The following is a 24182-nucleotide window of genomic DNA, read 5'->3' on the forward strand; positions in this document are numbered from 1 at the left end:
CAATGCCGCACCACGTCACGCACACTTCAATGAAACGTCAGGAAAATACCGGCAATCGCCGCGCTCATCAGGTTCGACAATGTGGCGGCTGCCACCACACGCAAGCCATAGCGTGCGACCTCGGCGCGGCGCTCCACCGCCACCGCGCTAAAGCCGCCCGTGAGAATGGCAATCGAGGAAAAATTAGCAAAGCCGCACAGCGCGAACGACACAATAGCCAGCGTCTTCGGATCCAGCACCTGCAACCCGGCTGCGGCAACCGACTGCGCGCCCTTGAGGTACGGCGACAAATCCACATACGCCACGAATTCGTTGAGGATCAGCTTCTCGCCGATAAAGTTGCCGGCCAGCGGCGCATCGTGCCACGGCACGCCGATCAACCACGCGAGCGGCGCGAACGCCCAGCCCAGCAGGCTTTGCAGTGTGATCTGCGGATGGCCGAACATGCCGGCCACGCCGCTAACGGTCGAATTCAGCAGTGCAATCAGGCCAATGAAAGCGATCAGCATCGCACCGACGTTGATGGCGATGCGCAAGCCAACCGCCGCTCCCGCCGCAGCCGCTTCGATCACATTGGCCGAGCGTTTCTCGTCGAAAGTGAGCCCTTCCAGCACGACGCGGCTCGGCTCCGTGGTCGGGAAGATCACCTTTGCAAACAGCAGGCCGCCCGGTATGGCCATAAATGAAGCCGCCAGCAGATACTCGAGGTTGACGCCCAGGCCCGCGTAGCCAGCCAGCACGGACCCCGCCACGGAAGCCATACCGCTCGACATCACCGCGAACAGTTCAGCAGCGGTCATCTGCCGCACGAACGGTTTTACGAAAGCCGGCATCTCGCTCTGGCCGAGAAAGATAGTCGCCACGGCGGAACAGGCCTCGACACGCGTCACGCCAAGCAGCTTCTCAAACACGACCCCGAGACCGTTGATGATCCACTTCATCACACCGATGTGATACAGCACCGCGATCAGCGCGGTGACAAAAATAATCATGGGCAGTACGCGCAACGCAAACACGAAGCCGCCGCCGCCGAACAACTGGAACATCTTTTCGTCGACGAGTCCGCCAAACATGAACGACACGCCACGGTCGCCCATCTGCAAGACGTGATTGACACCGCGCGCAGCGGCGGCAAGCGCTGCACTGCCGATCGGCACGAACAGCACGAGCGCGCCGATCGCCACCTGGGCAATCAGCGCAGGAATCAAGGTGCGCAAACGAACGCCGCTGCGGTTGGTCGACAGCGCATAAGCAATCAGCAACAGTAAAGCAATGCCACACAGACTGCGTACGATATCCACGTTGTGCTCGCTGTAGAGAAATGGGGGGAGCGAAGGGATGTACAGCGGGATGGCTTTTAAGCCGCTCCGCTAAAGCGAGTGCGCGCGGCCTGGCTTGAGGAAACGCCGCGGCCTGCAGCGCAGCGCGGCGTCACGGAGAATGACGCTGTCGTGAAGCGCTTGTGTGAGAGTGCGGCTGTGCGGCGGGGGCAACTTTCCTTCGCATACCTATCTTCCTCCTTGCATCTTTACTGTCGAATTTTTATAGCCTGCTATTTTTTGTAGCCCGCCTGGGCGTGCCACGTATAGTGCCGCGCCAGGCCGCTTACGTCCAGCCATTGGCTGCTCGCAAGGCCGGCAAGACAGGATGCCGCAGCGCAGCGAAACCCGGTCATGACGTGGCAAGGCGTTCAACCGATGCATCGCGCATGGCAAGCGCTAGCGGACTGCAATCCTGTCCTTTCGGTCAGGTTATAGATGAACAAAAAAATAAAGTACAAGGCTTTTCGTAAGAACCGGACATTTCATCGCCGGACGGCGTATGGTTACAGCAAGGGCCGGCGCCGTTTGTCCGGCCACCGGTCATCGGCCAGCCGGCCAGACGGGAGACGCCGCATGAAAACACCCACCATACGGGCAGGCGCCCATATCGAAGGCGTCCACTGGATTGCCGAATATGCCGGGGATGTCCACGAGATTCGCGTATTTCGCGAGGGGCAGGAGGTGGACGTGCACAACGCACCATCCACGTTGTTCGGCGACGAAGAGAACGCCGGATCGAAAAGCTGCGCCGATCATCGTGCCGCCGAAGCGGCCGTGCTCGCGTATTTGCGACGCTTTGTCGCCGAGCACGACGCGGAGGAGTAGTGGGCGGAATTGCCGCGACGGCACGGGAATTCCGCCGATCCGCACCCAGCAGGTCCTGGTGAGACCCGGTGTGCGGTAGCGCCTGTCAGTCAGCCGGACGCAGTTTCTTCACCTCGGCATCGGACGGTTGCACACTCGCGCCGTCGATGTAGCGGTACGACGTCATTACGCCCTTGCCGTCCTTCACGGCAGTCACGCCCACGAAAGCACCCATGGTCGACTGGTTGTCCTGCGCGCGATACGTGATCGGCCCAAACGGCGTGTCGACGTTCAAGCCCTTGAACGCAGCGGCCAGCTTGTCAGGATCGGTGGAACCGGCTTTCTTCAGGCCGTCGGCCAGCGACATCAACGCCGAGTAGCCGACCACCGAGCCCAGACGCGGATAGTCGTGATATTTCGCCTGATACGCATCGACAAACTTCTTGTTCGCCGCCGTATCGATCGAATACCACGGGTAGCCGGTCACAATCCAGCCGGTGGGCGCCTCGGCGCCAAGCGGGTCCAGATAATCCGGTTCGCCCGTCAGCAGGGACACGACGCTGCGATCCTTGAAGAGCCCGGTCGTATTGCCTTGCCGGACGAACTTGCCGAGGTCCGCGCCGAACAGCACGTTGAAGATCGCGTCAGGCTTCGCGTCGGCAAGTGCCTGCGTCACCGCACCGGCATCGAGATTGCCGAGCGGCGTGGCCTGATCGGAGACAAATTCGATGTCCGGCTGGGCCGCCTGCATCAGCTTCTTGAAGGTCGCCACCGCCGACTGGCCGTATTCGTAGTTCGGATACACCAGAGCCCAGCGCTTCTTGTGCAGCTTGAGCGCTTCCGGCACCAGCATCGCCACCTGCATGTAAGTGGATGGACGCAGGCGGTAGGTGTACTTGTTGCCGTCGGCCCAGACGATCTTGTCGGTCAGCGGTTCGGCAGCGAGGAAGAAAATATGCCGCTGCTTCGCGTAGTCGGCGAGTGCCAGGCCGGTATTCGACAGGAAGCCGCCGAACAGCACCTGCACGCCCTCGCCCGTTACCAGCTCCTGCGCGACCCGCACCGTATCGCCGGGGTTGGCGTTGTCGTCGCGCGAGACGACTTCGAGCTTCTTGCCGAGCACGCCACCCGCCGCGTTCACCTCGTCGAGCGCGAGATTCCAGCCATTCTTGTAAGGGCCGAGAAAGGCAGGCTGGGCCTTATAACTGTTGATTTCGCCAATCTTGATCGTCTCCTGGGCGGCCGCCCCGAGTGCCGTCAACGACAGCGTCAATGAGAGCGTCAGACGAGAGATCCAACCTGGGCGTGTGGTCATGTGTTGCTCCGTTATGAGTGGGAGTGCGGGAATACGGATCAAATACGCGAATTCAAATGCGGCTACTTTGGTGCACGGCGTTGCGAGCGTATTGCCTGGTTCGCGCTGTGGCGGAAGCGGTGCGTTCCAGCGCTCCAGTGCCGTGCGGTCCCTTCCAGCACGTCAGTCGTGGGGCGCCGCGCGAATCCGCGCCACGCTCGCCTCGACGTCCTGCCACGCGGGTTTGCCGCCCGCAAACTGTTGACGCAGATAGGACACGAGTTCGGCCACCTGGGCGTCGTTGAAACTGTCGCGGTAAGCCGGCATCGTACCGAGTTCGGGCCGCGCAGGCGAGCCGATGCCATCCAGAATCACGCGAATCAGGTTGTCGGGCGCCGCGCTATGCAGATTCGTATTGAGTGCGAGCGACGGATGCGCGCCGAATAGCTGCGGCCCGTTGCCTGTGTGGTGGCATGCCGCGCAGGCGCCGTCGAACAGACGCGCGCCGAGGCTCGAAGCCGCCGGCGTCGCGAGACTGGCTTGGGCGCTCGCTTGCTCATATTCGCGCGCCAACGCTTGCGGGTTCGCGTTCGGTTCCGGCGGGTTAAGCGAGGCAAGATAATTCGCCATGGCGCGGATGTCGCTGTCGGGCAACGCCGCCAGTTCGCTGACGACCGGTCCCATCGGGCCGGCTGCCACGCCATGCAGCGGCGCGTGACCGGAGCGCAGATAGCTGAACAGTTCGTCTTCGGTCCAGGGCACAGGGGCATTCGAGAGTGTTGTGAGAGCGGGGGCTTCCCAGCCTTCCGCCAGGCCTCCGCCGAGGAACGCCGCGCCGGTTTTCTCGGCGCCGAACGCATTGCGTGGCGTGTGGCATGCGCTGCAATGACCGAGGCCGTTGACCAGATACGCGCCGCGATTCCACTGGGCGGTTTGTGTGGCGTCCTCGGTGAAGGTATTGCGCCTCAGAAACAGGCTGTTCCATGCGGCCATCAGCGGCCGAACACTGAACGGGAACGCGAGCCTGGTTTCAGGCGGACGAGAGCGCACCGGCGTCTGCGACATCAGATACGCGTAGAGCGCCTGCAGGTCGTCGTCCGAAACGTTCTTGAACGAGGTATAGGGAAAAGCGGGGTACAGATGCCGTCCATCGCGATGGATGCCTTGGCGCATGGCTCGCACGAACGCCTCGAACGACCACGTGCCAATGCCGGTCTGCGCATCCGGCGTGATGTTCGTGGTGTAGAGGGTGCCGAACGGCGTATCGAGCGGCCGGCCACCGGCATTCGGCACGCCGTTGTGCGCCGTGTGGCACACGGCGCAATCGCCCAGCGACGCAAGCAGCTTGCCGCGCGCAATCAGTTCGGGGGCGAACGAAGTGGCGAGCGGCGGCGTGATCGGCGCGATAGGCTGTGGCGCGAACGATGCCATCCCTAGCCACCCCGCCGCGCCCGTGGTCAACGCGCCGAGGAAGCCGAGGCGCCAGCGCTTTTTTCTGCGCGCGGCAGCGGCAGTGGCCGCTTGTGCCGGTCCGTCGGCAAGCGCGGCGCGAATCACCTCGGGCGTGAACGGCGGGCGGCGAAACCGCACCCCCGTCGCATCGTAGAGCGCGTTGGCAATTGCCGCGGCGCCGGGCAGCGAAGCCGATTCTCCTGTGCCCATGGGCGGCTCGCCGTGGCGCGGCATCATCACCACTTCAATGACCGGCACCTCGCGGAATGTCAGGATCGGGTACGCGCCCCACTCCTGACTCGTGACGGCGTTCTCGCCGAAGGTCACGCGCTCTTTCAACGCGCGGCTGGTCGCCTGGATCACGTTGCCGTGGATCTGATGACGCACGCCATCGGGATTCACCATCGTGCCGGTGTCCTGGCCGACCACCACGCGCGTGACGGCCAGCTCGCCGCTCTTGCGGTTCACCTCGACGTCGGCCACCCAGGCAGCCCACGCCGCGCCGAAACCGGGGAACTTGCTGTGCACGTAGCGCGCGTATGCGAAACCTCTGCCGCGTGCGATGTCATCGCGCGGTTCGCCGTCCGGTTCGGCGCCTGGTTCGCTGCCTGGCTGATCATCTTGTTCACCGTGCGCCTCGTCCTTTGGCGCGACCTTACGCGGTTCCCATCCCGCCTTCTCAGCCACCGCTTTCACCAAGTCGATAGCGCGTGGATCGGTCAAATGCTGTAGCCGAAATTCGACCGGATCGACACCGGCCTCGGCGGCGAGTTCATCGATGAAAGACTCGTGCGCGAACGTGTTCGGCAGTGCCGAGACGCCACGCAACCAGGACGCGCGGACGATGGGCGGCGTGTCGTCGCACACGATGCGCATCGTGCGGTAGTCGTAAGGCGGCACGGATGTGCGGTCGCCCATTTCGAACACCTGCGGCTGCGGCGAGATCGTGCCCGTCAACAGCAGGGCGAGCGTGGGCGCATCGTTCGACGGGTAGCGCGTGGCGAAATCGTATCCGGTGAGCTGACCGTTCGAATCGACCGCGCCGCGCACGTCCATCAGCTGCGCCGCGCCCTTCGGCTCCCATGCGTGTTCGTCTTCACGCGAAAGCTGCACGCGCACCGGACTGCCCACCGCACGCGAGAGCAAAGCCGCGTCCGCGGCGACGTCGTCGGCGCAGTTGCGGCCGTAGCAACCGGCGGCATCCATACGCACGATGTCGATCTTCGTTTCGTCGAGCGTCAGCAGCAGCGCCAGATCGGCGCGCAGCGAATGCGGATTCTGCGTGCCGGACCAGACCTTGAGCGCACCGTCACGGTAGTCGGCCACGGCGCATGACGGCCCGATCGACGCATGCATCTGGAACGGCCAGACATAGGTGCGTTCGAGCGTGTTGCCGGCCTGCGCGAGCGCCGCATCGACATCGCCTTCGATCACCAGATCGCGGCGCGTCGCGGGATTGGCGCGCAAAGCGGCCTCGACTTCGCTGCTGGTTTCGAGCGGCGGCAAGCCTTCCACCGTTTTCCACTGCACATCGAGCCGTTTGACTGCCTGCTGCACGACCTCCTCGCGCTCGGCGACGATGCCGACAAAATCGCGGATCACGACCACTTTGACGATACCGGGCAGATCGCTCACGGACGCTTCATCGACATGCAGCAGACTGTTGCCGATAAAGTCGCCTTGCGCCACGCCCGCATACGGTGGACGCACCACCCGGCCGTGCAGCATGCCGGGCACGCGTACGTCGTGCACGAACATAAGCTCGCCGATGGCTTTAGCGGGAATATCGAGGCGCGCAGTGCTCTTGCCGACTATGCGATATGTTTCCGGCGGCTTGACGGGCGTGTCCGCTGCGAGCGTCAGCTCGATGCGCCGTCCTGCGATCAGTTCGCCATAGCCGATGCCTTGCGTCTTGTCCTCGCCGCGCCGATGCACGATGCCGTCGCGCACATCGAGCGTCTCGGCGCTGACACCAAAACGCTCTGCCGCTTGCGCCACCAGATACTGCCGCGCCTGCGCCGCCGCGAGACGCAGCGGCACCGCCGAGATCTGGATCGTGGCGCTCGCAATTGTCGGGCCCTGGTTCGGCACCTCGGTGGTGTGTCCAAGCACAATCGCAACGCGCGTCAGCGGCACATCCAGTTCTTCCGCCACAATCTGCGCGAGCGCCGTGCCGATTCCGGTCCCCAGATCAACGTGCCCGTTGAACGCCATCACGCTGCCGTCGCCGCGCACCACGAGGAATACGTCTGCTGCAGTCGGCACGAACGACGAGCGCGAGCCGGGCTGCCCGACCGCCGGCTTGACCGGCGCCTGCGGCGGCCGTAAGACGATCAGCACGTTCTGCGCGTCATCGAGCTGCTGGCGCGAAAGCGGCTGACGATCCACGCTGACGTCCGGCCCGGTCATACGCGCTCTCCCGCGTGCTCTCCTGCGCGCGCTGGCGCATGCTCGCCGCGCTGCGCCGCCAGCAGTTGAGCGGCGCGGTGCACGGCACGCAGAATCTCGACATGCGTGCCGCAGCGGCACAGGTTGCGCGACAGTTCGCGACGAATGGTTTCGTCGCTGGGGTGAGGATCGCGCTCGAGCAGCGCTTTCGCGGTCATGATCATGCCGTTGAGGCAATAGCCGCACTGCGCGGCCTGTTCGTCGATAAACGCCTGCTGCACCGGATGCAGTTTCGCACGCGTCCCCAGTCCTTCGAGCGTGGTGATCTCCCGCCCTTGCGCGACCCGCGCCGTCGTGACGCACGAGCGGGTCGGCATGCCGTCGAGCAGCACCGTACACGCGCCGCATTCGCCGAGCCCGCAGCCGAACTTCGGACCGTTCAACTCCAGGTCGTTACGCAGCAGATACAGCAGCGGCGTATCCACACTGGCGCTGACGACATGCGTCGCACCGTTCACCTTGAGTGCGAAGCTGGCTGGGTGGTCTGCGGGATGGCTCATGGCAGCGGCGCCGACGGCTCGCCCAACATTTAAACGACCACCGGCACTTCGGTTGCCGGCGGCGTATTGCGGCTGCGCCGGCAACGGATCAGGCCGTCGATCATCACCATGCCGACGCCCGGTATATCGCCGAGCTGCACGCTTTCAAGCAGCGTGCTGCCCGCCGTGTGCTGCGCGCGGTCCATGAACACCAGATCCGCGGGCCGGCCCACTTCAATCAAACCCTGACGCAGATTGCGCTGCCGCGCCGTGTTGCCGGTCGCAAAACAGAACGCGATTTCCGCGGGCACGTCAGCAAGACTCGAAATCAACGCGATCATCCGCAGAATGCCGAGCGGCTGCACGCCTGAACCGGCGGGACTGTCGGTGCCAAGGATGATGCGGTGCGGGCATTTGAGTTCGATTGCATGACGCGCGGTCAGCAGCGCGATCCGTTCATTACCGTTGTGGACAATTTCGAGTGCACGGGTGGATTGCTCGCACAGGTCGCAAACGTGACGGTAAGACAGCGAGGTATGGCCGCCGTTGATATGGCCAATCACGTCCGCGTCGGCGGCGAGCACCACGTCCTTGTCGATCAGGCCCGAACCGGGAATCGACGGGCCACCCGTATGAATTGTGCTTTGAATCCCGTACTTGCGCGCCCAGGCCACCATCTGGCCAGCCTCTTCGCCAGCTTTCACGCTGCCGAGCCCCACCTCGCCAAGCAGCTTCACACCCGCCGCCGCCAGTTCCTTGAAGTCTTCCTCGACCATGCCCTTTTCGATCACCGGCGCGCCGGCCAGCACCTTCACGCCGCCGCCGACGCCCGCGCCACGCATGCCTTCGAACGAGCGCTGCGCGGTGATTGCCAGCGCTTTCACACCGACGATATCCTTAGGACGTCCTGGCAAATGCACTTCGCCCGCCGAGATCATGGTTGTCACGCCGCCGTTCAGATTCGACTCGATCCAGCCCATCTGATTCTGGCGCGGCGTCCAGTCGCCGAAGACAGGATGCACGTGCGAATCGATCAGGCCCGGCGCAACCGCTGTGCCTTTGCAATCGACCGTGGTGCGCGCGCCTTCGAGATCGCAGTCCTTGGCCTTGCCCACGGCGACGATCACGCCGTCGTCGATCACCAGCGTATCCGCATCCAGAATCGGCTGGTCGATATCGCCCGATAACAGCAGGCCGATATTGCTTACGACGACTTTGCCCGACAACCCCGTCAACGTCTCTGCTGCCATCTGCTTCTCCTTTCGCAACGACTACCCGAGGCGGCCGCCTACCGGTGCATGGCCGGTTGCGCGAGCCGCGTCGCAGGAATCAGACGCTCAAGTAAGCGCGCCTGACTGTTTCGTTCTTCGCGAGTTCGCCGATCGTGCCGCTAAAGCGAATCTGCCCTTTTTCGAGGACATAGGCGCGGTCGCTGACCAGCTCGGCGAAGTGCAGGTTCTGTTCGGACAACAGGATCGACAGCCCTTCGCGCTTGAGTTCGAGAATCATGTTCGCCATCTGCTCGACGATCACGGGCGCCACGCCCTCCGACGGTTCGTCGAGCAGCACCAGGTACGGGTTACCCATCAGCGTGCGCGAGACGGTCAGCATCTGCTGCTCGCCGCCGCTCATCTGGCCGCCCGGGCGTCTCGGCATTTCGCCGAGATTGGGGAAGAGCCGGAACAGCTTGTCCGGCGTCCACTGCAGCGCATCTTCGCGCGGCGGTTGCCGGCCCGCGTCGAGGTTTTCCATCACGGTGAGGTCGGAGAACACGCGCCGGTCCTCAGGCACGAACCCCATCCCCATGCGCGCGATCCGGTACGGCTGCAGTTTCGAAATGTCGGCGCCGCGAAACCGGACTTCACCCTGACGGCGCGGCAGCAGACCCATCACCGCCTTCATGGTGGTGGATTTGCCCGCGCCGTTGCGGCCCATCAGCGCCACCACTTCGCCGCGTCCCACTTCGAGGCCGACATCGAACAGGATGTGAGCGCGGCCATAAAACGCGTTGAGGCCGGAGACTTTCAGCATCGGCTCGCTCATTGCAGCGCCCCCTGATGACCGCCTTGGCCGTCGTGATGATCCAGTGCCGCATGCGCCTGGAAAGTCTTGCCGGTGCCGAAGTAGACTTCCTGGACGCGCGCGTCGTTGCGGATCGTCTCCGCGCTGCCTTCGGCGATCAGCTTGCCGCGCGCCAGCACGATCATGCGGTCGGCGTAGGCGAACACCACATCCATGCTGTGCTCGGTGAACAGCACGCCTATCTTGTGCTCGGTGACAAGACGCTTGGTCAGCGCCATCAGGTCGTTGCGCTCCTTCGGCGCCATGCCGGCGGTCGGTTCGTCCATCAGCAGCAGCTTCGGGCGGTTCGCCATGGCAATCGCAAGCTCGACGCGCTTTACGTCGCCATAGGCCAGCACGCCGCAGGCGCGATGTGCATCGGCCGCCATGCCCACCTGTTCGAGCAGGCTGTACGCTTCATCGGCGAACCATGAGCCTGCGGGCTTCCACAGACCGAACAGTTTGCGTTCCCGCGAGACCAGCGCCATCTGCACGTTTTCAAGCACCGTCATTGAATTAAAGGTGGCGGCAATCTGGAACGTGCGGCCCACGCCAAGACGCCAGATGTCGCGCGGCCGCATGCCGACAAGTTCGTGATCGTCAAGGCGGATCGAACCGGCGGACGGCCTCAGTTGCCCGTTGACCATATTGAAGCAGGTCGATTTGCCCGCACCGTTCGGGCCGAGCAGCGCGAGCAGTTGGCCGGCTTCGAGATCGAACGAGACGTCGTCGACGGCTTTGAGGCCGCCGAACGACTTCGACAAGCCTGAGACGCGCAAGAGGCTCATAGCCCCTCCTTCATCGCAGTAGCTTGCGAGGGCGTGGGTGAAGCGCTGCCTCGCTGCACTTCGCTCACACCACCGGCATGACCGTTTTTCGCGCCGATGTCGTCGTCGCCGAAGCGCTCGCGAATGAAGCCGACGATGCCTTGCGGGAACGCGATCACCAGCAGCAGGATCGTAAAGCCGAGCAGCGCCTGCCAGTAGTCGGTCTGACGCGCCACGGTGTCTTGCAGCCACGTGAATACCGCAGCGCCGACAAGCGGCCCGGTCAGCGTCTGCAGGCCGCCTAGCAGCACCATCACGAGCCCGTCGACCGAACGGCTCACGCTGATGACCTCCGGTGAAATCGTGCCCTTCGAAAACGCGTACAGCGAACCGGCAAGCCCGCAAAACACCGACGCAATCACAAACGACGCCCATTGCACCCGCTTGACGTCAATGCCGATCGCCTCGGCGCGCAAACCGGAATCACGTGAAGCGCGCATGGCATAACCGAGCGGCGAGAACAGCATGCGCCGCAGCAGCCAGACGCAGATCACGACACAGGCGAGCGTCAGGTAGTAATAGGCGAGCGGCGAAGACAACCAGTTCGACGGCCACAATCCCAGCACGCCGTTGCTGCCGCCGGTCACGTCGTCCCATTGGAACACCACCGACCAGACGATCTGCGCAAACGCCAGCGTCAGCATGGCCAGATACACGCCGGACAGACGCACGCAGAACCAGCCGAACACCAGTGCGCCGCCGAGCGCGAGCAATGGCCCGAGCAGAAGCGCCGCTTCCATCGGCAGGTTGAGCACTTTGAGAAACAGCGCCGCGCCGTAAGCGCCCAGGCCGAAATACGCCGCGTGCCCGAACGAATGCATCCCGCCCGGTCCCATGATGAAGTGCAGGCTGGTGGCAAACAGCACGGCAATCAGGATTTCGACCAGCAAAATGGGCATATAGGGAAACGCTTTGGCGGCAAGCGGCGCGAGCACCAGCAGCACGAGCGCCGCCAGCGCCAGCCACTTCAGACGCTTGCCCGCGGGCCGCAACGGCGCCTCCGGCGCAGCCATGCCGCGCACCGCGGCACTGGCGCGGCCCAGCAATCCCCAAGGCCGCACCACCAGCACCACCGCCATCACGACAAATTCCGCCACCAGCGTAAAGCGGCTCAGAGAAAAATCGATCCCGCCAATCGACACGTGTCCGATGCCGATGCACAGCGCCTTGATTTCGGCAATCAGCAAGGCGGCGACAAAGGCACCCGGGATGGACCCCATGCCGCCCACCACCACGACCACAAACGCATTGCCGATGGTCTCGAGATCGAGCGACAGATTCGCCGACATGCGCGGCCCCTGCAACGCGCCACCGAGGCCCGCCAGAAACGCACCGACAAAAAACACGCCGGTAAACAGCCACGCCTGATTGATACCCAGCGCGCCGAGCATCTCGCGGTCCTGAGTCGCCGCCCGCACCAGCGTGCCCCAGCGCGTGCGCGTGAGGGCATACCAGAGCAGCAGCAGCACCAGCGGGCCGATCACGATCAGCGCGATATCGTAGGTGGGCAACGGATGGCCGAGCAGCGTGACCGCGCCGGCCAGATGCGGCGCACGCGGCCCGAACAGATCTTCCGGGCCCCACAGCCAGAGCGCCGCATCACGGAAGATCAGCACCAGTGCGAAGGTCGCCAGCAGATGAAACAACTCCGGCGCCTGATAGATACGCCGCAGCACGATCATTTCGACCAGCGCGCCGAGCACCGCGACGACAAGCGCCGCCGCCAGCACCGACAGCCAGAACCCCCCAGTGCTATGGCCGAAACGGCTCGCGAGGCTATATGCGACATAAATGCCGAACATATAGAACGAGCCGTGCGCGAAGTTGACGATGCGCGTCACGCCGAAGATCAGCGACAGGCCGGCGGCGACGAGAAACAGCGTCGACGCATCGGCGAGTCCATTGACCAGTTGTACCAGCAGATTCGAAAGCATCGTAACCCTCAGCGACTTGCAATCCATCTCATGCGCAGCCGGTAGCGCGCGCCTCACGGGCAGCACAGTACCAGCGAATCAATTTAGCGCAAACCGTCTTCGCCCTTGATCTCGCTTGCCTGCAATCCGCCGATACGCGGCAGCGGCCGTCCCGAGTCCGTCACGGCGACCGCCACCACGATCTCGTTGGCACGCGGCGCATCGGCAACGCGTGCTTCGATGGCGTCGAAGTGACTGCGCACGAAGGCGGCGTCCTTGTGGCCGAGCGGCACGTCGATTGCCGTGCCGAGCGTGCCCATTTTTTTCGCCGACGGCACCAGCGCGGCGCCCTTTTCCACCGCGACGCGCAGCGGCGCGCCGAGCTTCGGATGCAGGATCGCGGCGGCATGCTCAAGCTCGCCCGCTTCGCCGACAATCGCCGCCTTGCCGTAACTGTGCGCCTCGCCGGGCGCAATGCCCAGCGCCTCGACGCATTTCTTGCCGAGCAGCGCGCCGAGTTCTTCCCCCGCGTCGATCAGCGCGTCGAGCTTTGTCTCGAAGCGGCCCGCGTAAGGGTTCTCGATCACGGCGATGGCGACTGCCCGGCGCGTCGGCGGCTCGATCGTCTGGCCCATTTCAATGCGTGTTTCATCCACCTGCACTACCAGCTTGCGAAGCTTGATTGCCATTTCGCTCTCCGTGTATGGGTTCGCTGCTTTTGCTTGCGCTGTGTTCGCGTGCGCTGCGCCTGGGTTTTGTGCTTTGGCCTCTACGAGGCCGCGGCCTAGCGCAGGCCGTCCTTGCCGACAATCGCCTCTTTCGCGAGGCCGCCGACGCGCGCATGCACGCGCTGCCCGGTACTCATGACCAGGATATAAACCACTTCATCGGCGGCCGGCGCGCCCGGCACGCGCACTTCGAGTGCGTCGAAGTGGCTGCGCACATAGCTTGCGTTCACATGGGTCATCGGCACATCGAGTGCGCTCGAAGGTGCACCGACCTTCTTGGTGGACGGCACGATGGCGTTGGTCGGCACACCGTTTTTCTCGAGCAGCTCGCGCATCGCGTAACCACCCGGCACGTGCCACAGTGCACCGTGCTCCAGCTCTCCCGCCGCGCCGACAATCGCCCCCTTGCCGTAGCTTTCGATGGCGGCGTGCGGCACCGCCATCGCGGCGAGCAGCCGCTGGGCGAGATCGACGCCAATCGGCTTGAGCGCTTCCATGGCGTGTTCGATCTTCGCTTCGTAGCGGCCCGCGAACGGATTGTTCATTACCGCTGCAATCGCCCCCTTGCGCAACGGATGCGCGGGCGGTGGTCCAAATTCATGAAAGATGTCTTCGACGTGCGTCAGCACGCGGCGGATTTCGAACACGGAGCCTCCGTTGGATAATGGGGTCTGTGGGCGCTATACGTGATGTGCGCAGAAGCCGCGCCACCGCTCAGGCCCATGCCGTCCTTTGCTCTTGAAGCGGGCGCGCCCGGCGGGGTCATGCCGACCACGCGCACCCGCCGTTGCAGAAACAATGCTGCGCCTTCTATCAAACCCTGCTCGTGCAGGCGGGTCGCTTCCTCTGCGCCGCGTGCAAGGGCAAAATCGATCAGCGGTTGCGGCAACGGCGGTACGTCGACCGTCACCAGCAAGTCGCCAAGATCGCTATCGTCTTTCAGCGACGAGGCTGGCTGGCGCACGATATCGGCGTGCTTCAGATCCACTGCATTCGCGATCATCGTTGCGGCGGCGTCAGCGGCTGCGGCGTTGCGAGCCAGCACGGTCACGCTATCGGCGATGCCGAGGCTGAAACTACGGCCGCGCCAGCCGCTCGTCGCAATGCCGCGCACCGGCTGCGCCGCGTCCAGGCTCAGATCGGCGTCAAGCTTCAGGCCTTCATGCAGGCGCGTCTGCGCCAATCCGGCCAGATCCGCAAACACGCCGATCCGGTAGTGTTGCCCTTCGTCCAGATGCAATGCAATATCGCCGCCGTTGTTGATGAACGCCCGCCGTATGCCTGGCCGCACAAACGCAGCGATCAGTTCGTCCGCGACGCTGCCCGCGACCGCGGCCATCGGCGTGATGTAACGTGCACGATACGGATAGCAGGCGTCCCACATGCGGCTTGCAACCCGGCCCGCGCAAGGCCGGCTCAAGGCGTCTTGCCGTACAGCTTGTCTCAGTGCCGGCAACTCCGCAACCAGTTCGTCAAGGATGGTCGTGAAGCGCTGCCAGCACTCCTCATGCGCGGCCTGCACGGCAGGGGCATCGCCATCCGCGCCGATGATCAGATCAATCGGGCCGTGCTGCAAATGCCGGCGTGTGGCGTCCAGCGCGACGCGGGTTGCGGTCATATGCGTCACCCCAGCATCGGCGGCATGCCGAGCGGCCATGGGTTATCCGGGTGGCGCGCCAGGGTGCGGCGCGCCAGCGGCGCCCCTTCGAGATGATCCGGTCCATTGGCCAGCACACTTTCGAGCGAGCGCACGGCATCGAGGTGGCCGCCAAGATCGCGGTACGCGTCATAGCTCATCGTGAACTCGATCGGTGCGACGATGGCCGGCGTCGGCACCGTGCCGAATGAACGGTCCGGCATACGCGTCACATCCACCATGACCGTAATGCCGCCGCCCGGCCATACGTAAGCCGGTGCGCCACCGCATGTCACGTTCACGAGCCGCTGCTTGATGGCGCGCGTCAGCAACACCGGATTTTCGGTGGCGCCGGCGCGCAGGCTGCCGCCCGCGCCGCCCAGAAACAACACGGTCGCCAGCGACGGTTCGCAGTTTTCGCCGATCCGCTCCACGGTGCGCCGCACCGCATCCGGCATCTCCATGATGCGCGGCGTCAGATCGGAATCAAGCTCGTACCACTGCGCATGCTCGCCGGTGGTCGACACCATCAGCAGGCGCATGCCGGGCCGGGCCACCGCGGGATCGAAGCCTTCAATAATCGCCAGCGGGTCCTGTATGTCGGTGCCGCCCCAACCGGTGCCCGGATTGGCCACCTGAAAATAGCGGCCCGGCGTCGATTTGCGGCCGCGAATCTTCAGACCTGAGCGCGTCATGCCCAGACACCGCCCCGCCTGATGCTCGGTCAGCACGCCGGTAATGTGATCGTCGACCACCACTACCTCGTCGACATGGCCGAACCACTGTTTGGCAAAGATGCCGATAGTCGCGGAGCCGCAGCCCACCCGCATACGCTGCTCTTCGACGCCGTCCACGATTGGCGCCGCGCCGGCGCGGATCACCAGACTCGCACCGCCGTCGATAGTCAGCTCGACCGCCTCCTTGTTGCCGAGCGCCAGCATCATGTCGCAGGTCACGCGGCCTTCTTTCTTGCTGCCGCCGGTCAGATGGTGGACGCCGCCGAGGCTCAGCATCTGCGAGCCGTATTCGGCGGTGGTGACGTGGCCGACCATCTCACCCTGGCAACGCACATTCGCCTGCTCCGGCCCGAGAAAGCGGTCGGTGTCGATCTTCACCTTGAAACTGCAGTAGCTAAAGATGCCCTCGGTGACGACGGTCACCATATCGACATCGTTGTGCTTCGAAGCCACGATAAAAGGCGCGGGCTTGTAGTCCGGGTAGGTGGACGACGCGCCCACACCGGTCACGAAGAGCGCCTGCTCCTCTTTGGCTGCATCGCCGTGCGCCTGCCCCGATGCACCAAATTCGATCGTGGCCTGCGCTTCAGGGCTTTGCACTGCCACAGGCGAGCGCGCCATGAACACCACCGGATCGACACGGATCAGCCGCCCTTCTGCATTCGCATAGCGGTCGCACGCCCCGGTGCGGCCTTCGGATATCTGGCACAGCACGGGGCAGGCATTGCATTCGATCTTGTTGGACGCCATCCGCTCGCTGCGGGGCGCCGCTTTTTCGAGCACGGTGGGGCCAGGCGTGGAGGCGGTTTCGCCATCCACCCGGTCTGCACCGAAATCGACCTTCGTATGCTCAGTCATGTTGGGGTTCCCATACGACGACATTACAAGCGGTCCTGCCCGGCTGACGAAATAGCCTATGTTTCAAGGCCTATTCGTGTGACACGCCACAGCACGCATTTTGAAAAATGTTGCGGTCACTCACCGTTCGTGTAGTATCCACTACACCAAACTTGATTGAAATCTACTCGATCAAAATAGTCTGCGCAACGTCTTTTCCCCGGCCTTGCCTGATCTTTCGTCATGCTGCGGCGCGCCAATTTCTGCGCCGCGGCCCTGTGCAGAAGGAGTTTCGCCGTGACTCATGTCGTGACAGAAGCCTGCATCCGCTGCCGCTATACCGATTGCGTGGACGTCTGCCCGGTGGACTGCTTCCACGCCGGGCCGAACATGCTGGTGATCGATCCGGACGAGTGCATCGACTGCGCGGTGTGTGTGGCCGAGTGCCCCGTCAATGCAATTTACGCCGAAGAAGACCTCCCTGCAGACCAGCAGGCGTTCATCGCGCTGAATGCGGAGCTAACCGGGGTGTTTCCGGTGCTCAACAAGCGCGAGGAACCCATGCCGGACGCTGACGCATGGAAGGATGTGATCGACAAACTGCACCTGCTCGAGCGCTAAGGGACGCCATGCTCCATCCAACGCCACCGCCGCTCTGCAACCCGATTTCACCGCGCTGCTGCATCCCCGGGATGCGCGCGCGGCTCATCGTTCCCCCGTTGTTCCTCACTCAACCGATTGCAGGAGAGATCCATGAACGAAGTTGTTGACCACCCCGCCTCTCAAGGCACGCAAGACACCCACGCCGAACCGCCATCGCCCATCGAGACCGACGCATTGATCGTCGGTGCAGGGCCGGTCGGCCTCTTTCAGGTGTTCGAACTGGGCCTGCTGGAAATCAAGGCGCATGTGATCGATTCGCTGCCGGTAGTGGGCGGCCAGTGCGTCGAGCTGTATCCGGACAAGCCGATTTACGACATTCCCGCGGTGCCTATCTGCACCGGGCAGGAGCTTGCCGATAATCTGCTCAAGCAGATCGAACCATTTGGCGCGACGTTTCACCTCGGGCAGGAGGTGCAGATTGTCGAACGTCTGGCGGACCGGCGTTTTTTCGTGCGCACCAGCAAAGGCACCGAGTTCGTAACGAAAACCATCTTCATTGCGGCGGGTGTAGGCTCGTTCCAGCCGCGCACACTGAAGGTAAGCGGCATTGACAAGTATCATGGGCGGCAACTGTTCTATCGTGTGCGCGACCCCGAACTGTTCCGCGACAAGGACATTGTGATCTGCGGCGGCGGCGATTCCGCACTCGACTGGGCGCTCAATCTGGTGGATGTGGCGCAAAGCGTGATCCTCGTGCACCGGCGTGATGAATTCCGCGCCGCGCCTGCCTCGGTGGCGAAAATGCGCGCGCTGTGCGACGAGTTGCGCATGCAATGCCTCGTCGGCCAGGTCAGTGGCTTCGAAGACAATCATGAAGCGCTTCACCGCATCAAGGTGACAGGTGGTGACGGCGTGACGCGCACGCTCGAACTCGATCATCTGCTGGTGTTCTTCGGACTCTCGCCGCAACTTGGACCGATCGCCCAATGGGGCCTGGAAATCGAGCGCAAGCAGGTGGGGGTCGACACCGAAAAGTTCGAAACCAATGTGCCGGGCATCTTCGCAGTCGGCGATATCAATACCTATCCCGGCAAGAAGAAGCTGATCCTGTCGGGCTTCCATGAAGCGGCGCTGGCGGCTTTTGGCGCGGCGCCCTATATTTTCCCGGACAAGAAGATCCATATGCAGTACACAACAACCAGCACCAAACTGCACAAGGTGTTGGGTGTCGAGTCGCCGGTATTCGATTGACGAACTGCCTGGCGGGCTGGGTTAGGGCTGATTTCTGTCTGACTTTGGGCTAACTTCAGGCTGTATCATGACGGCGGGCCGGCGTTGAATGTTGCCGGCCCGCTGCGGTATGCAGCGGGCGCTGCGTGCTGTGGCGTGTCGCGCTGTGTTGTGAGCAGATGCACCAGAACCTAACAGAGAGAACCGAGGCAGCCCATGAGTCCAACTGCCGCCCGCAAGACGGGCGCCACCGGCATCCGCGCGAAGCAGGCCCAGGATACGCGCGCCAAGATTCTGAAGGCCGCCATCAAGGTGTTTGCGAAGCAAGGCTACGCGAGTGGCCGGGTTGAGAGCATTTCGAAAGCCGCGCGCTCGCACGACCGCATGATCTACTACTACTTCGGCAGCAAGGAGCAATTGTTCGTCGAAGTGCTGGAGACCATCTATTCGCAGTTCAACGAAGCGGAAAGCCGGCTCGACCTGGACCTCGACGATCCCGTGCGTGGGCTGCTTCAGGTGGTGGAGTTTGTCTGGCAGTACTACCTCGATCATCCCGAGTTCGTCACGCTGCTGTCCAGCGAGAACCTGCATCAGGGCAAGCACGCCAAAAAGTCATCCAAGCTGCGCGATATTTCCGGGTATGCGATTTCCGTGGTCCAGAAGGTGCTGGATGCGGGTAAAGAGAAAGGCGTGTTTCGTGGCGGCATCGCGGCACGCGATGTTTACATCATGATTGCGTCGCTAGGGTATTTCTATAACGCCAACCAGTACACGCTGAGCGCGTTCCTCGGCGAAACGCTCATGGACAAGGCGGCGCTCGCGCACTGGTGCGAAGTCATCAAGGAAACGGTGTTGCGGGCGGTGCTGGCGCAGGTGCCGGTTGAAGAGGCCGGCAAGGTGCGAGAAAACGCGTCGTAGCCGGCTGGGATTCCGCCTCGTGCGAAGGCGGTTTCACTCGGCCTGACGATCAGGCATGAGCGGCGCGGCCTTATCGCGGCCTTATCGCCGCCTTCTCGCGGCTACGCCGCCACACTCTCTCAAGCCGCTTCCGGCGGCAAGTTCGCAGCCGCCGCGCGATGCGCGGCGGAGCGCTTCACCAGCAACGCCCCCGCTGCGATGAGCGACGGCACGGCAAGCAGTGCAAAGATCGTGCTGAAGCCAATATTGGCCTGCAACAGCAAGCCACCGGAAAACGCACCCAGAATCCCGCCGAAACGCCCAACACCGAGCATCCATGCGACACCCGTGGCGCGGCCGCTAGTCGGATAGAACGCCGCGGCCAACGTGGGCAGCGACGACTGCGCCCCATTCATGCAAACGCCCGCAATAAACGTAATCGCCGCGAGCCACACAAGGCTGCCCGACTGCTGACCGACCATCCACACGAACAGACCCGTCAGCACGTAGGTAATCGCAATCACGCGATGCGGCTCGAAGCGGTCCATCAACCAGCCGACCGCAATCGACCCCACCCCGCCGCCGAACGGAAAGAGCGCCGTAACGAGCGCGGCTTGCCGCACCGTGAAGCCCGTATCGCGGATCAAGGTGGGCAGCCAGCTAGTCAGCATGTAGTACACCAGCAGTCCGGAAAAGTAGGTCACCCACAGCATGATCGTGCCGGTCCTGAAGCGGGCTGAAAGCACCACGGAACCGCCCGTCTTGCGCTGCACCGTGGGATCTTCCGGCAGCACAAAGCGCACGTTGTCGAACGACTCGTTCGGCGCAATGCGCCGCAGCACGGCCGCAATCCGCTCCACCGGCCAGCCACGCAATACCATGAAGCGGATCGATTCGGGCAAGCCGATCAGCACGAAACCCAGCACGATCGGCATCGCGCCCCCCGCGACAAACACACTGCGCCAGCCGTAGTGCGGAATCAGCGCCGCCGCAACCAGACCGCCGGCTGAGGCGCCCACGGTAAAGCCGCAGAACATCGTATTGACGAGGAGCGAGCGCTTGCGAGCGGGTGCATACTCGGAAGTCAGCGTGGTTGCGTTCGGCATCGCCGCACCCAAACCGATACCGGTCAGGAGACGCAATACGGCCAGCTCAGTCACCGAGCCGGCAAACGCGCACGCAATGCTGAGCGCGCCGAACACCAGCACCGATCCCACCAGCACTTTCTTGCGCCCGATGCGGTCCGCTAGCGGACCCGCCGCGAGCGCGCCAATCGCAAGGCCGACCAGCGCCGCGCTCATCACCGGCGCCAAAGCCGCTTTGGTGGCGTGCCATTCCTGCGCAAGCGAGGGCGCAACAAAGCCGATTGCAGCGGTATCGAAGCCGTCAGTCGCGACGATCAGAAAGCACAGGATCAGGACGAACCATTGATACGGCGAGAAACGCCGTGCATCGATAAACTGCTGCACGTCGAGCGTGCGCGTGGTGCCAAACACCGTGTCTGTCATGGTTGTCTCCAATCCCATGCAAAGCTGTTTGTCTTGAGCGCGGTGCAATGCCCGCGCTTCTTTTCATTCTTGCGGCTGGCCGCGTCAGGTGCCGTCGTCTTCGCGAAACAGCTTGTCGGCCAGATGGAAGGCCGAATTGGCGGCCGGCACGCCGCAGTAGATCGCGGTCTGCAGCAGCACCTCCTTGATCTCCTCGTGCGTCACGCCATTGTTCTTCGCAGCGCGCAGATGCAAGGCCAGCTCTTCGCTGCGATTGAGTGAGACCATCAGCGCGATCGTCACCAGGCTGCGCGTGTGACGCGGCAAACCTTCGCGCGTCCAGATCTCACCCCATGCATACCGCGTGATGAAATTCTGGAACTCCTCCGTGAATTCGGTCAGGTTATTCAAGGAACGGTCGACGTGCGCATCGCCCAGCACCGCGCGGCGCACCTTCATTCCGGCCTCATAGCGTTCGTCGTCGTTCATTGCGGCTCCTTGAGGAAGTCGAGCACCGTCTTTGTAAAGACCTCAGCCTGCTCGATGTTGGAAATGTGCGACGCGTCCAGTTCGACATAGCGTGCGCCTGGGATAGCGGCGGCGAGTTCCTTGCCCTGGGCCGGCGTCGCCGCCAGATCGTGCGTGCCCGAAATCACGAGCGTGGGCAGCTTGATGCCAGACACTTCGGGACGCAGATCGGTTGCATCGATCGCTTCGCAGTTGTTGGCGTAGCCTTCCTTGTCGGTATGGACGAAGACATCGCGGATCACGGAGAACATCAGCGGTTCGCGCGCAATGAATTCGCCAGTAAACCAGCGTGGCAGGACCGCTTCGGAGAGCGCGAGCATCCCCTCCTTGCGCGCCCGCTCGGCTCGCGGCACCCACACTTCCGGCGAGCCGATGCGCGCGGCGGTGTTGCACAGCACGACGCGTTGCAAGCGGCTCGTATGCCGCGCCGCCAACGCGACACCGGTCAGGCCGCCCATCGAGATACCGCAGAAATTCGCCTTGTCGATCTTCAGCGTATCCATCAGGCCGAGCACATCGCCGCTCAACTGTTCGATCGTATAGGGGCCCTTCGGCGCTTCCGAGTGACCGTGGCCGCGCGTGTCGTAGCGCAATACACGAAACTGTTTCGCGAGTGCAGCGACTTGCGGCGTCCACATCGACATGTCGCTGCCGAGCGAATTCGACAGCACGATCCACGGCGCATGGCCGTGCCGGTCGCCGTCGATCCGATAGTGAAGCTCAATGCCATTGACTGCGGCGTAGGGCATGCTGCTACTCCTGAGAGGTGGTGAGGTCGGCGCGCGCGCTGTGCAGGGCAAGCACGGCGTCTACGTAGGCATGCGCCTGACCGACGTATTGAGCCGGATCGAGCAGACGCTGCAGTTGCTCGACCGGAAGATGTTGCGTAACGGCGGGATCGGCCGCGAGTACGTCGAACAGTTTTTGCCCCGTCTGTACCGCCGTTTTCGAGGCCTGCTCGACCCGATGATGCGCGTCGAGCCGGCCAATGCTGTCGCCGAGTGCGAGCATCACCGCTTCGCCGAGAATCAGGCCATGCGTGACCTCGAGATTGGCTGCGAGCCGCTCGACATTGACGTCGAGGCCGCTGACGATCTGTTCAATATTGACAAGCGCGCCACCGGCGAGGCGCGCGAGATCGGGCAGCGCGTCCCATTCGGCCTGCCAGCCGCCGAGGGCGCGTTCGTGTTCCTGCACCATCCCGCTCAGCACGGTGGCAACGAGGCCAGGCGCGCGTGTTGCGGCGGTCAGCACGGCCGCGCAGCCGACCGGATTGCGCTTGTGCGGCATGGTCGACGAGCCGCCCTTGCCCGCCGCGGCGGGCTCCGCCACTTCGCCGAGTTCGGTTTGCATCTGCAGCGAGATATCCCGGGCCATCTTGCCAAGCGTGCCGATCAGCATGCCGAGCCATGCAGCGGTTTCGGCCACGCGATCGCGCTGCGTATGCCACGGCAAGGCGGGCACGCTCAGGTTCAACTCCTTGCCCAAGGTTTGGCTCACGGCCGGAGCGGCGTCGCGCAGGCTCGCGAGCGTGCCGGCGGCACCGCCGAATTGCAGGGTCAGCACGCGTGTGCGCAACTCATTGAGCCGTATGCGATAGCGCAACAGGGCGTCGAGCCATTGCGCGAATTTCAACCCCAGCGTAATCGGCAAGGCCTGCTGCAACCAGGTGCGGCCGATCATCGGTGTGGCGCGATGCTTGCGGGCCAGCACGGCAAGCGCCGCAGAGGTGCTGTGCAGATGATGTTCGAGCAGGTCGAAGGTGTCGCGCAGTTGCAGGACGGTCGCGGTATCGATGATGTCCTGGCTAGTCGCGCCCCAGTGAACGTACTTCGATGCCTCGGCATCTGCCGCCTTGACGCGCGCGGTCAACTGCTTGACGAGTGGAATGGCAAGGTTGCCGCCAAGGGCGGCGTCGCGCGCCAGGGTCTCGGCGTCGAGTTGGTCGGCGTGGCATGCTGCCTCGATCGCGGCTACCGCCGACGGCGGAATAACCTTATGCGCCGCCGACGCCCGCGCAAGCGCCGCCTCCACATCCAGCATCTTTTGCAGCGTCGCCCGCGGCGACCAGATGTCGTTCATCGGCTGCGTGCCGCAGAGGAGGCCGGTCAGGCGGGCACTGGCTTCGAGCATGATGGAGTCGGTAAAACGGAGAAAGAGATCGGACCCGCGCGCAGCCTAGCCAGACAGGTGCGGCGCGCGGCGCTGTCCACCATTGTGGCGAAACGCCGCGCCAAGGTCACGCGGCGCGTGCGTCCTGGGTGCCGTCGATCAGCGGCACACCGGTCAGTTTGTGCAGCGCGTCGAAATCGATATCCGAGAAGATCTCGCGCACGACCAGGCCGTCCGCGGTCACGTCGATCATGGCCAGATCCGTATAGATACGGTCTACGCAGGCTACACCGGTGACGGGATACGTGCATTCGGCCGCAATCTTGCTCTCGCCCTGCTTGGTCAGATGCTCCATCATCACAAAGACCTGCTTTGCGCCGATTGCCAGGTCCATCGCGCCGCCGACTGCCGGAATCGCGTCCGGTGCGCCAGTGTGCCAGTTTGCGAGGTCGCCCTTGGCCGATACCTGGAACGCACCGAGTACGCAAAAGTCGAGGTGGCCACCGCGCATCATCGCGAACGAATCCGCATGGTGGAAGTATGCGCCGCCCGTGAGCAGCGTGACATGCTGCTTGCCGGCGTTGATCAGTTCGTCGTCTTCCGCACCGGGTGCCGGCGCCGGGCCCATGCCGAGCAAGCCGTTTTCGCTGTGCAGGAAGATCTCCTTGTCGGCAGCGAGGTGGTTGGCCACCAGCGTGGGCACGCCGATACCCAGGTTCACATACGCGCCCTCGGGGATATCCTGGGCGACGCGCTTCGCCATTTCATCGCGGGTCAGTTTTTTCAT

At 63.6% G+C, this 24182-nt stretch carries 21 protein-coding genes; 4 read left to right on the plus strand and 17 right to left on the minus strand.

Features of this window, described 5'->3' with window-relative positions; translation table 11 throughout:
* Positions 1–26: 26 nt before the first annotated feature.
* On the minus strand, positions 27–1301 hold the full coding sequence (locus tag FFS45_RS22540) for a NupC/NupG family nucleoside CNT transporter (RefSeq protein ID WP_137956839.1): 1275 nt from the start codon (positions 1299–1301) through the stop codon (positions 27–29).
* 594 nt (positions 1302–1895) lie between these two features.
* On the opposite strand from FFS45_RS22540, the gene FFS45_RS22545 reads away from it, so the two are divergent.
* Positions 1896–2147, plus strand: coding sequence for a hypothetical protein (locus tag FFS45_RS22545; protein ID WP_137956840.1), 252 nt, complete (start codon positions 1896–1898; stop codon positions 2145–2147).
* 85 nt (positions 2148–2232) lie between these two features.
* On the opposite strand, the gene FFS45_RS22550 is transcribed toward FFS45_RS22545, so the two are convergent.
* The 11 genes from FFS45_RS22550 to FFS45_RS22600 form a co-directional block, all read right to left on the minus strand.
* Positions 2233–3441, minus strand: a complete 1209-nt coding sequence (locus FFS45_RS22550; RefSeq protein ID WP_137956841.1) for an ABC transporter substrate-binding protein — start codon at positions 3439–3441, stop codon at positions 2233–2235.
* Between the two features lie 162 nt (positions 3442–3603).
* Entirely contained in the window at positions 3604–7281 is a 3678-nt protein-coding gene (locus tag FFS45_RS22555; protein WP_137956842.1) for a molybdopterin cofactor-binding domain-containing protein, read from the minus strand.
* Positions 7278–7820 (minus strand): (2Fe-2S)-binding protein, encoded by a 543-nt coding sequence (locus FFS45_RS22560; protein ID WP_137956843.1) that lies wholly within the window; start codon positions 7818–7820, stop codon positions 7278–7280. The genes FFS45_RS22555 and FFS45_RS22560 overlap by 4 nt, the downstream gene beginning before the upstream one ends.
* 29 nt (positions 7821–7849) lie before the next feature.
* The gene (locus FFS45_RS22565) at positions 7850–9049 is read right to left on the minus strand and encodes an amidohydrolase family protein (protein WP_137956844.1); all 1200 of its coding nucleotides are present in this window, start codon (positions 9047–9049) and stop codon (positions 7850–7852) included.
* A gap of 79 nt (positions 9050–9128) precedes the next feature.
* Positions 9129–9842, minus strand: coding sequence for an ABC transporter ATP-binding protein (locus tag FFS45_RS22570; RefSeq protein WP_137956845.1), 714 nt, complete (start codon positions 9840–9842; stop codon positions 9129–9131).
* Positions 9839–10648 (minus strand): ABC transporter ATP-binding protein, encoded by an 810-nt coding sequence (locus FFS45_RS22575; RefSeq protein ID WP_137956846.1) that lies wholly within the window; start codon positions 10646–10648, stop codon positions 9839–9841. The genes FFS45_RS22570 and FFS45_RS22575 overlap by 4 nt, the downstream gene beginning before the upstream one ends.
* Complete coding sequence (locus tag FFS45_RS22580; protein ID WP_137956847.1) at positions 10645–12621, minus strand: ABC transporter permease; 1977 nt, start codon at positions 12619–12621, stop codon at positions 10645–10647. Before FFS45_RS22580 ends, FFS45_RS22575 begins: the two co-directional genes overlap by 4 nt.
* Positions 12622–12704: 83 nt before the next feature.
* Positions 12705–13289 carry an amino acid synthesis family protein gene (locus tag FFS45_RS22585; protein ID WP_137956848.1) on the minus strand — a complete coding sequence of 195 codons (585 nt, stop codon included), beginning with the start codon at positions 13287–13289 and terminating at the stop codon, positions 12705–12707.
* Between the two features lie 95 nt (positions 13290–13384).
* Positions 13385–13975, minus strand: coding sequence for an amino acid synthesis family protein (locus tag FFS45_RS22590; protein ID WP_137956849.1), 591 nt, complete (start codon positions 13973–13975; stop codon positions 13385–13387).
* Positions 13951–14946 carry a UPF0280 family protein gene (locus FFS45_RS22595; protein WP_137956873.1) on the minus strand — a complete coding sequence of 332 codons (996 nt, stop codon included), beginning with the start codon at positions 14944–14946 and terminating at the stop codon, positions 13951–13953. The genes FFS45_RS22590 and FFS45_RS22595 overlap by 25 nt, the downstream gene beginning before the upstream one ends.
* A gap of 5 nt (positions 14947–14951) precedes the next feature.
* A complete protein-coding gene (locus FFS45_RS22600) occupies positions 14952–16559 on the minus strand; it encodes a 6-hydroxynicotinate reductase (RefSeq protein WP_137956850.1) in 1608 nt (535 codons plus the stop codon).
* Positions 16560–16835: 276 nt separating this feature from the next.
* Here FFS45_RS22600 and fdxA point away from each other — a divergent pair, with 276 nt between their 5' ends.
* From fdxA to FFS45_RS22615, 3 genes are all read left to right on the plus strand, one after another.
* On the plus strand, positions 16836–17159 hold the full coding sequence (gene fdxA / locus FFS45_RS22605) for a ferredoxin FdxA (RefSeq protein ID WP_137956851.1): 324 nt from the start codon (positions 16836–16838) through the stop codon (positions 17157–17159).
* A 132-nt stretch (positions 17160–17291) separates the two neighbouring features.
* Entirely contained in the window at positions 17292–18392 is a 1101-nt protein-coding gene (locus FFS45_RS22610) for an NAD(P)/FAD-dependent oxidoreductase (protein WP_137956852.1), read from the plus strand.
* 195 nt (positions 18393–18587) lie between these two features.
* Positions 18588–19289: a TetR family transcriptional regulator gene (locus FFS45_RS22615; protein WP_137956853.1), complete on the plus strand. Its 702-nt coding sequence runs from the start codon at positions 18588–18590 to the stop codon at positions 19287–19289.
* Between the two features lie 119 nt (positions 19290–19408).
* Here the strand turns inward: FFS45_RS22615 and FFS45_RS22620 are convergent, their stop codons facing one another.
* The 5 genes from FFS45_RS22620 to FFS45_RS22640 form a co-directional block, all read right to left on the minus strand.
* Positions 19409–20776: an aromatic acid/H+ symport family MFS transporter gene (locus FFS45_RS22620; RefSeq protein ID WP_137956854.1), complete on the minus strand. Its 1368-nt coding sequence runs from the start codon at positions 20774–20776 to the stop codon at positions 19409–19411.
* Between the two features lie 84 nt (positions 20777–20860).
* On the minus strand, positions 20861–21244 hold the full coding sequence (gene pcaC, locus FFS45_RS22625; protein WP_137956855.1) for a 4-carboxymuconolactone decarboxylase: 384 nt from the start codon (positions 21242–21244) through the stop codon (positions 20861–20863).
* Positions 21241–22032, minus strand: coding sequence for a 3-oxoadipate enol-lactonase (gene pcaD, locus FFS45_RS22630; protein ID WP_137956856.1), 792 nt, complete (start codon positions 22030–22032; stop codon positions 21241–21243). The genes pcaC and pcaD overlap by 4 nt, the downstream gene beginning before the upstream one ends.
* A 4-nt stretch (positions 22033–22036) precedes the next feature.
* Complete coding sequence (locus FFS45_RS22635) at positions 22037–23416, minus strand: 3-carboxy-cis,cis-muconate cycloisomerase (RefSeq protein WP_137956857.1); 1380 nt, start codon at positions 23414–23416, stop codon at positions 22037–22039.
* 106 nt (positions 23417–23522) lie between these two features.
* Positions 23523–24182: a 3-oxoacid CoA-transferase subunit B gene (locus tag FFS45_RS22640; RefSeq protein ID WP_137956858.1), complete on the minus strand. Its 660-nt coding sequence runs from the start codon at positions 24180–24182 to the stop codon at positions 23523–23525.

The organism is Burkholderia sp. 4M9327F10 (genome assembly GCF_005503145.1).
Lineage (GTDB): Bacteria > Pseudomonadota > Gammaproteobacteria > Burkholderiales > Burkholderiaceae > Paraburkholderia.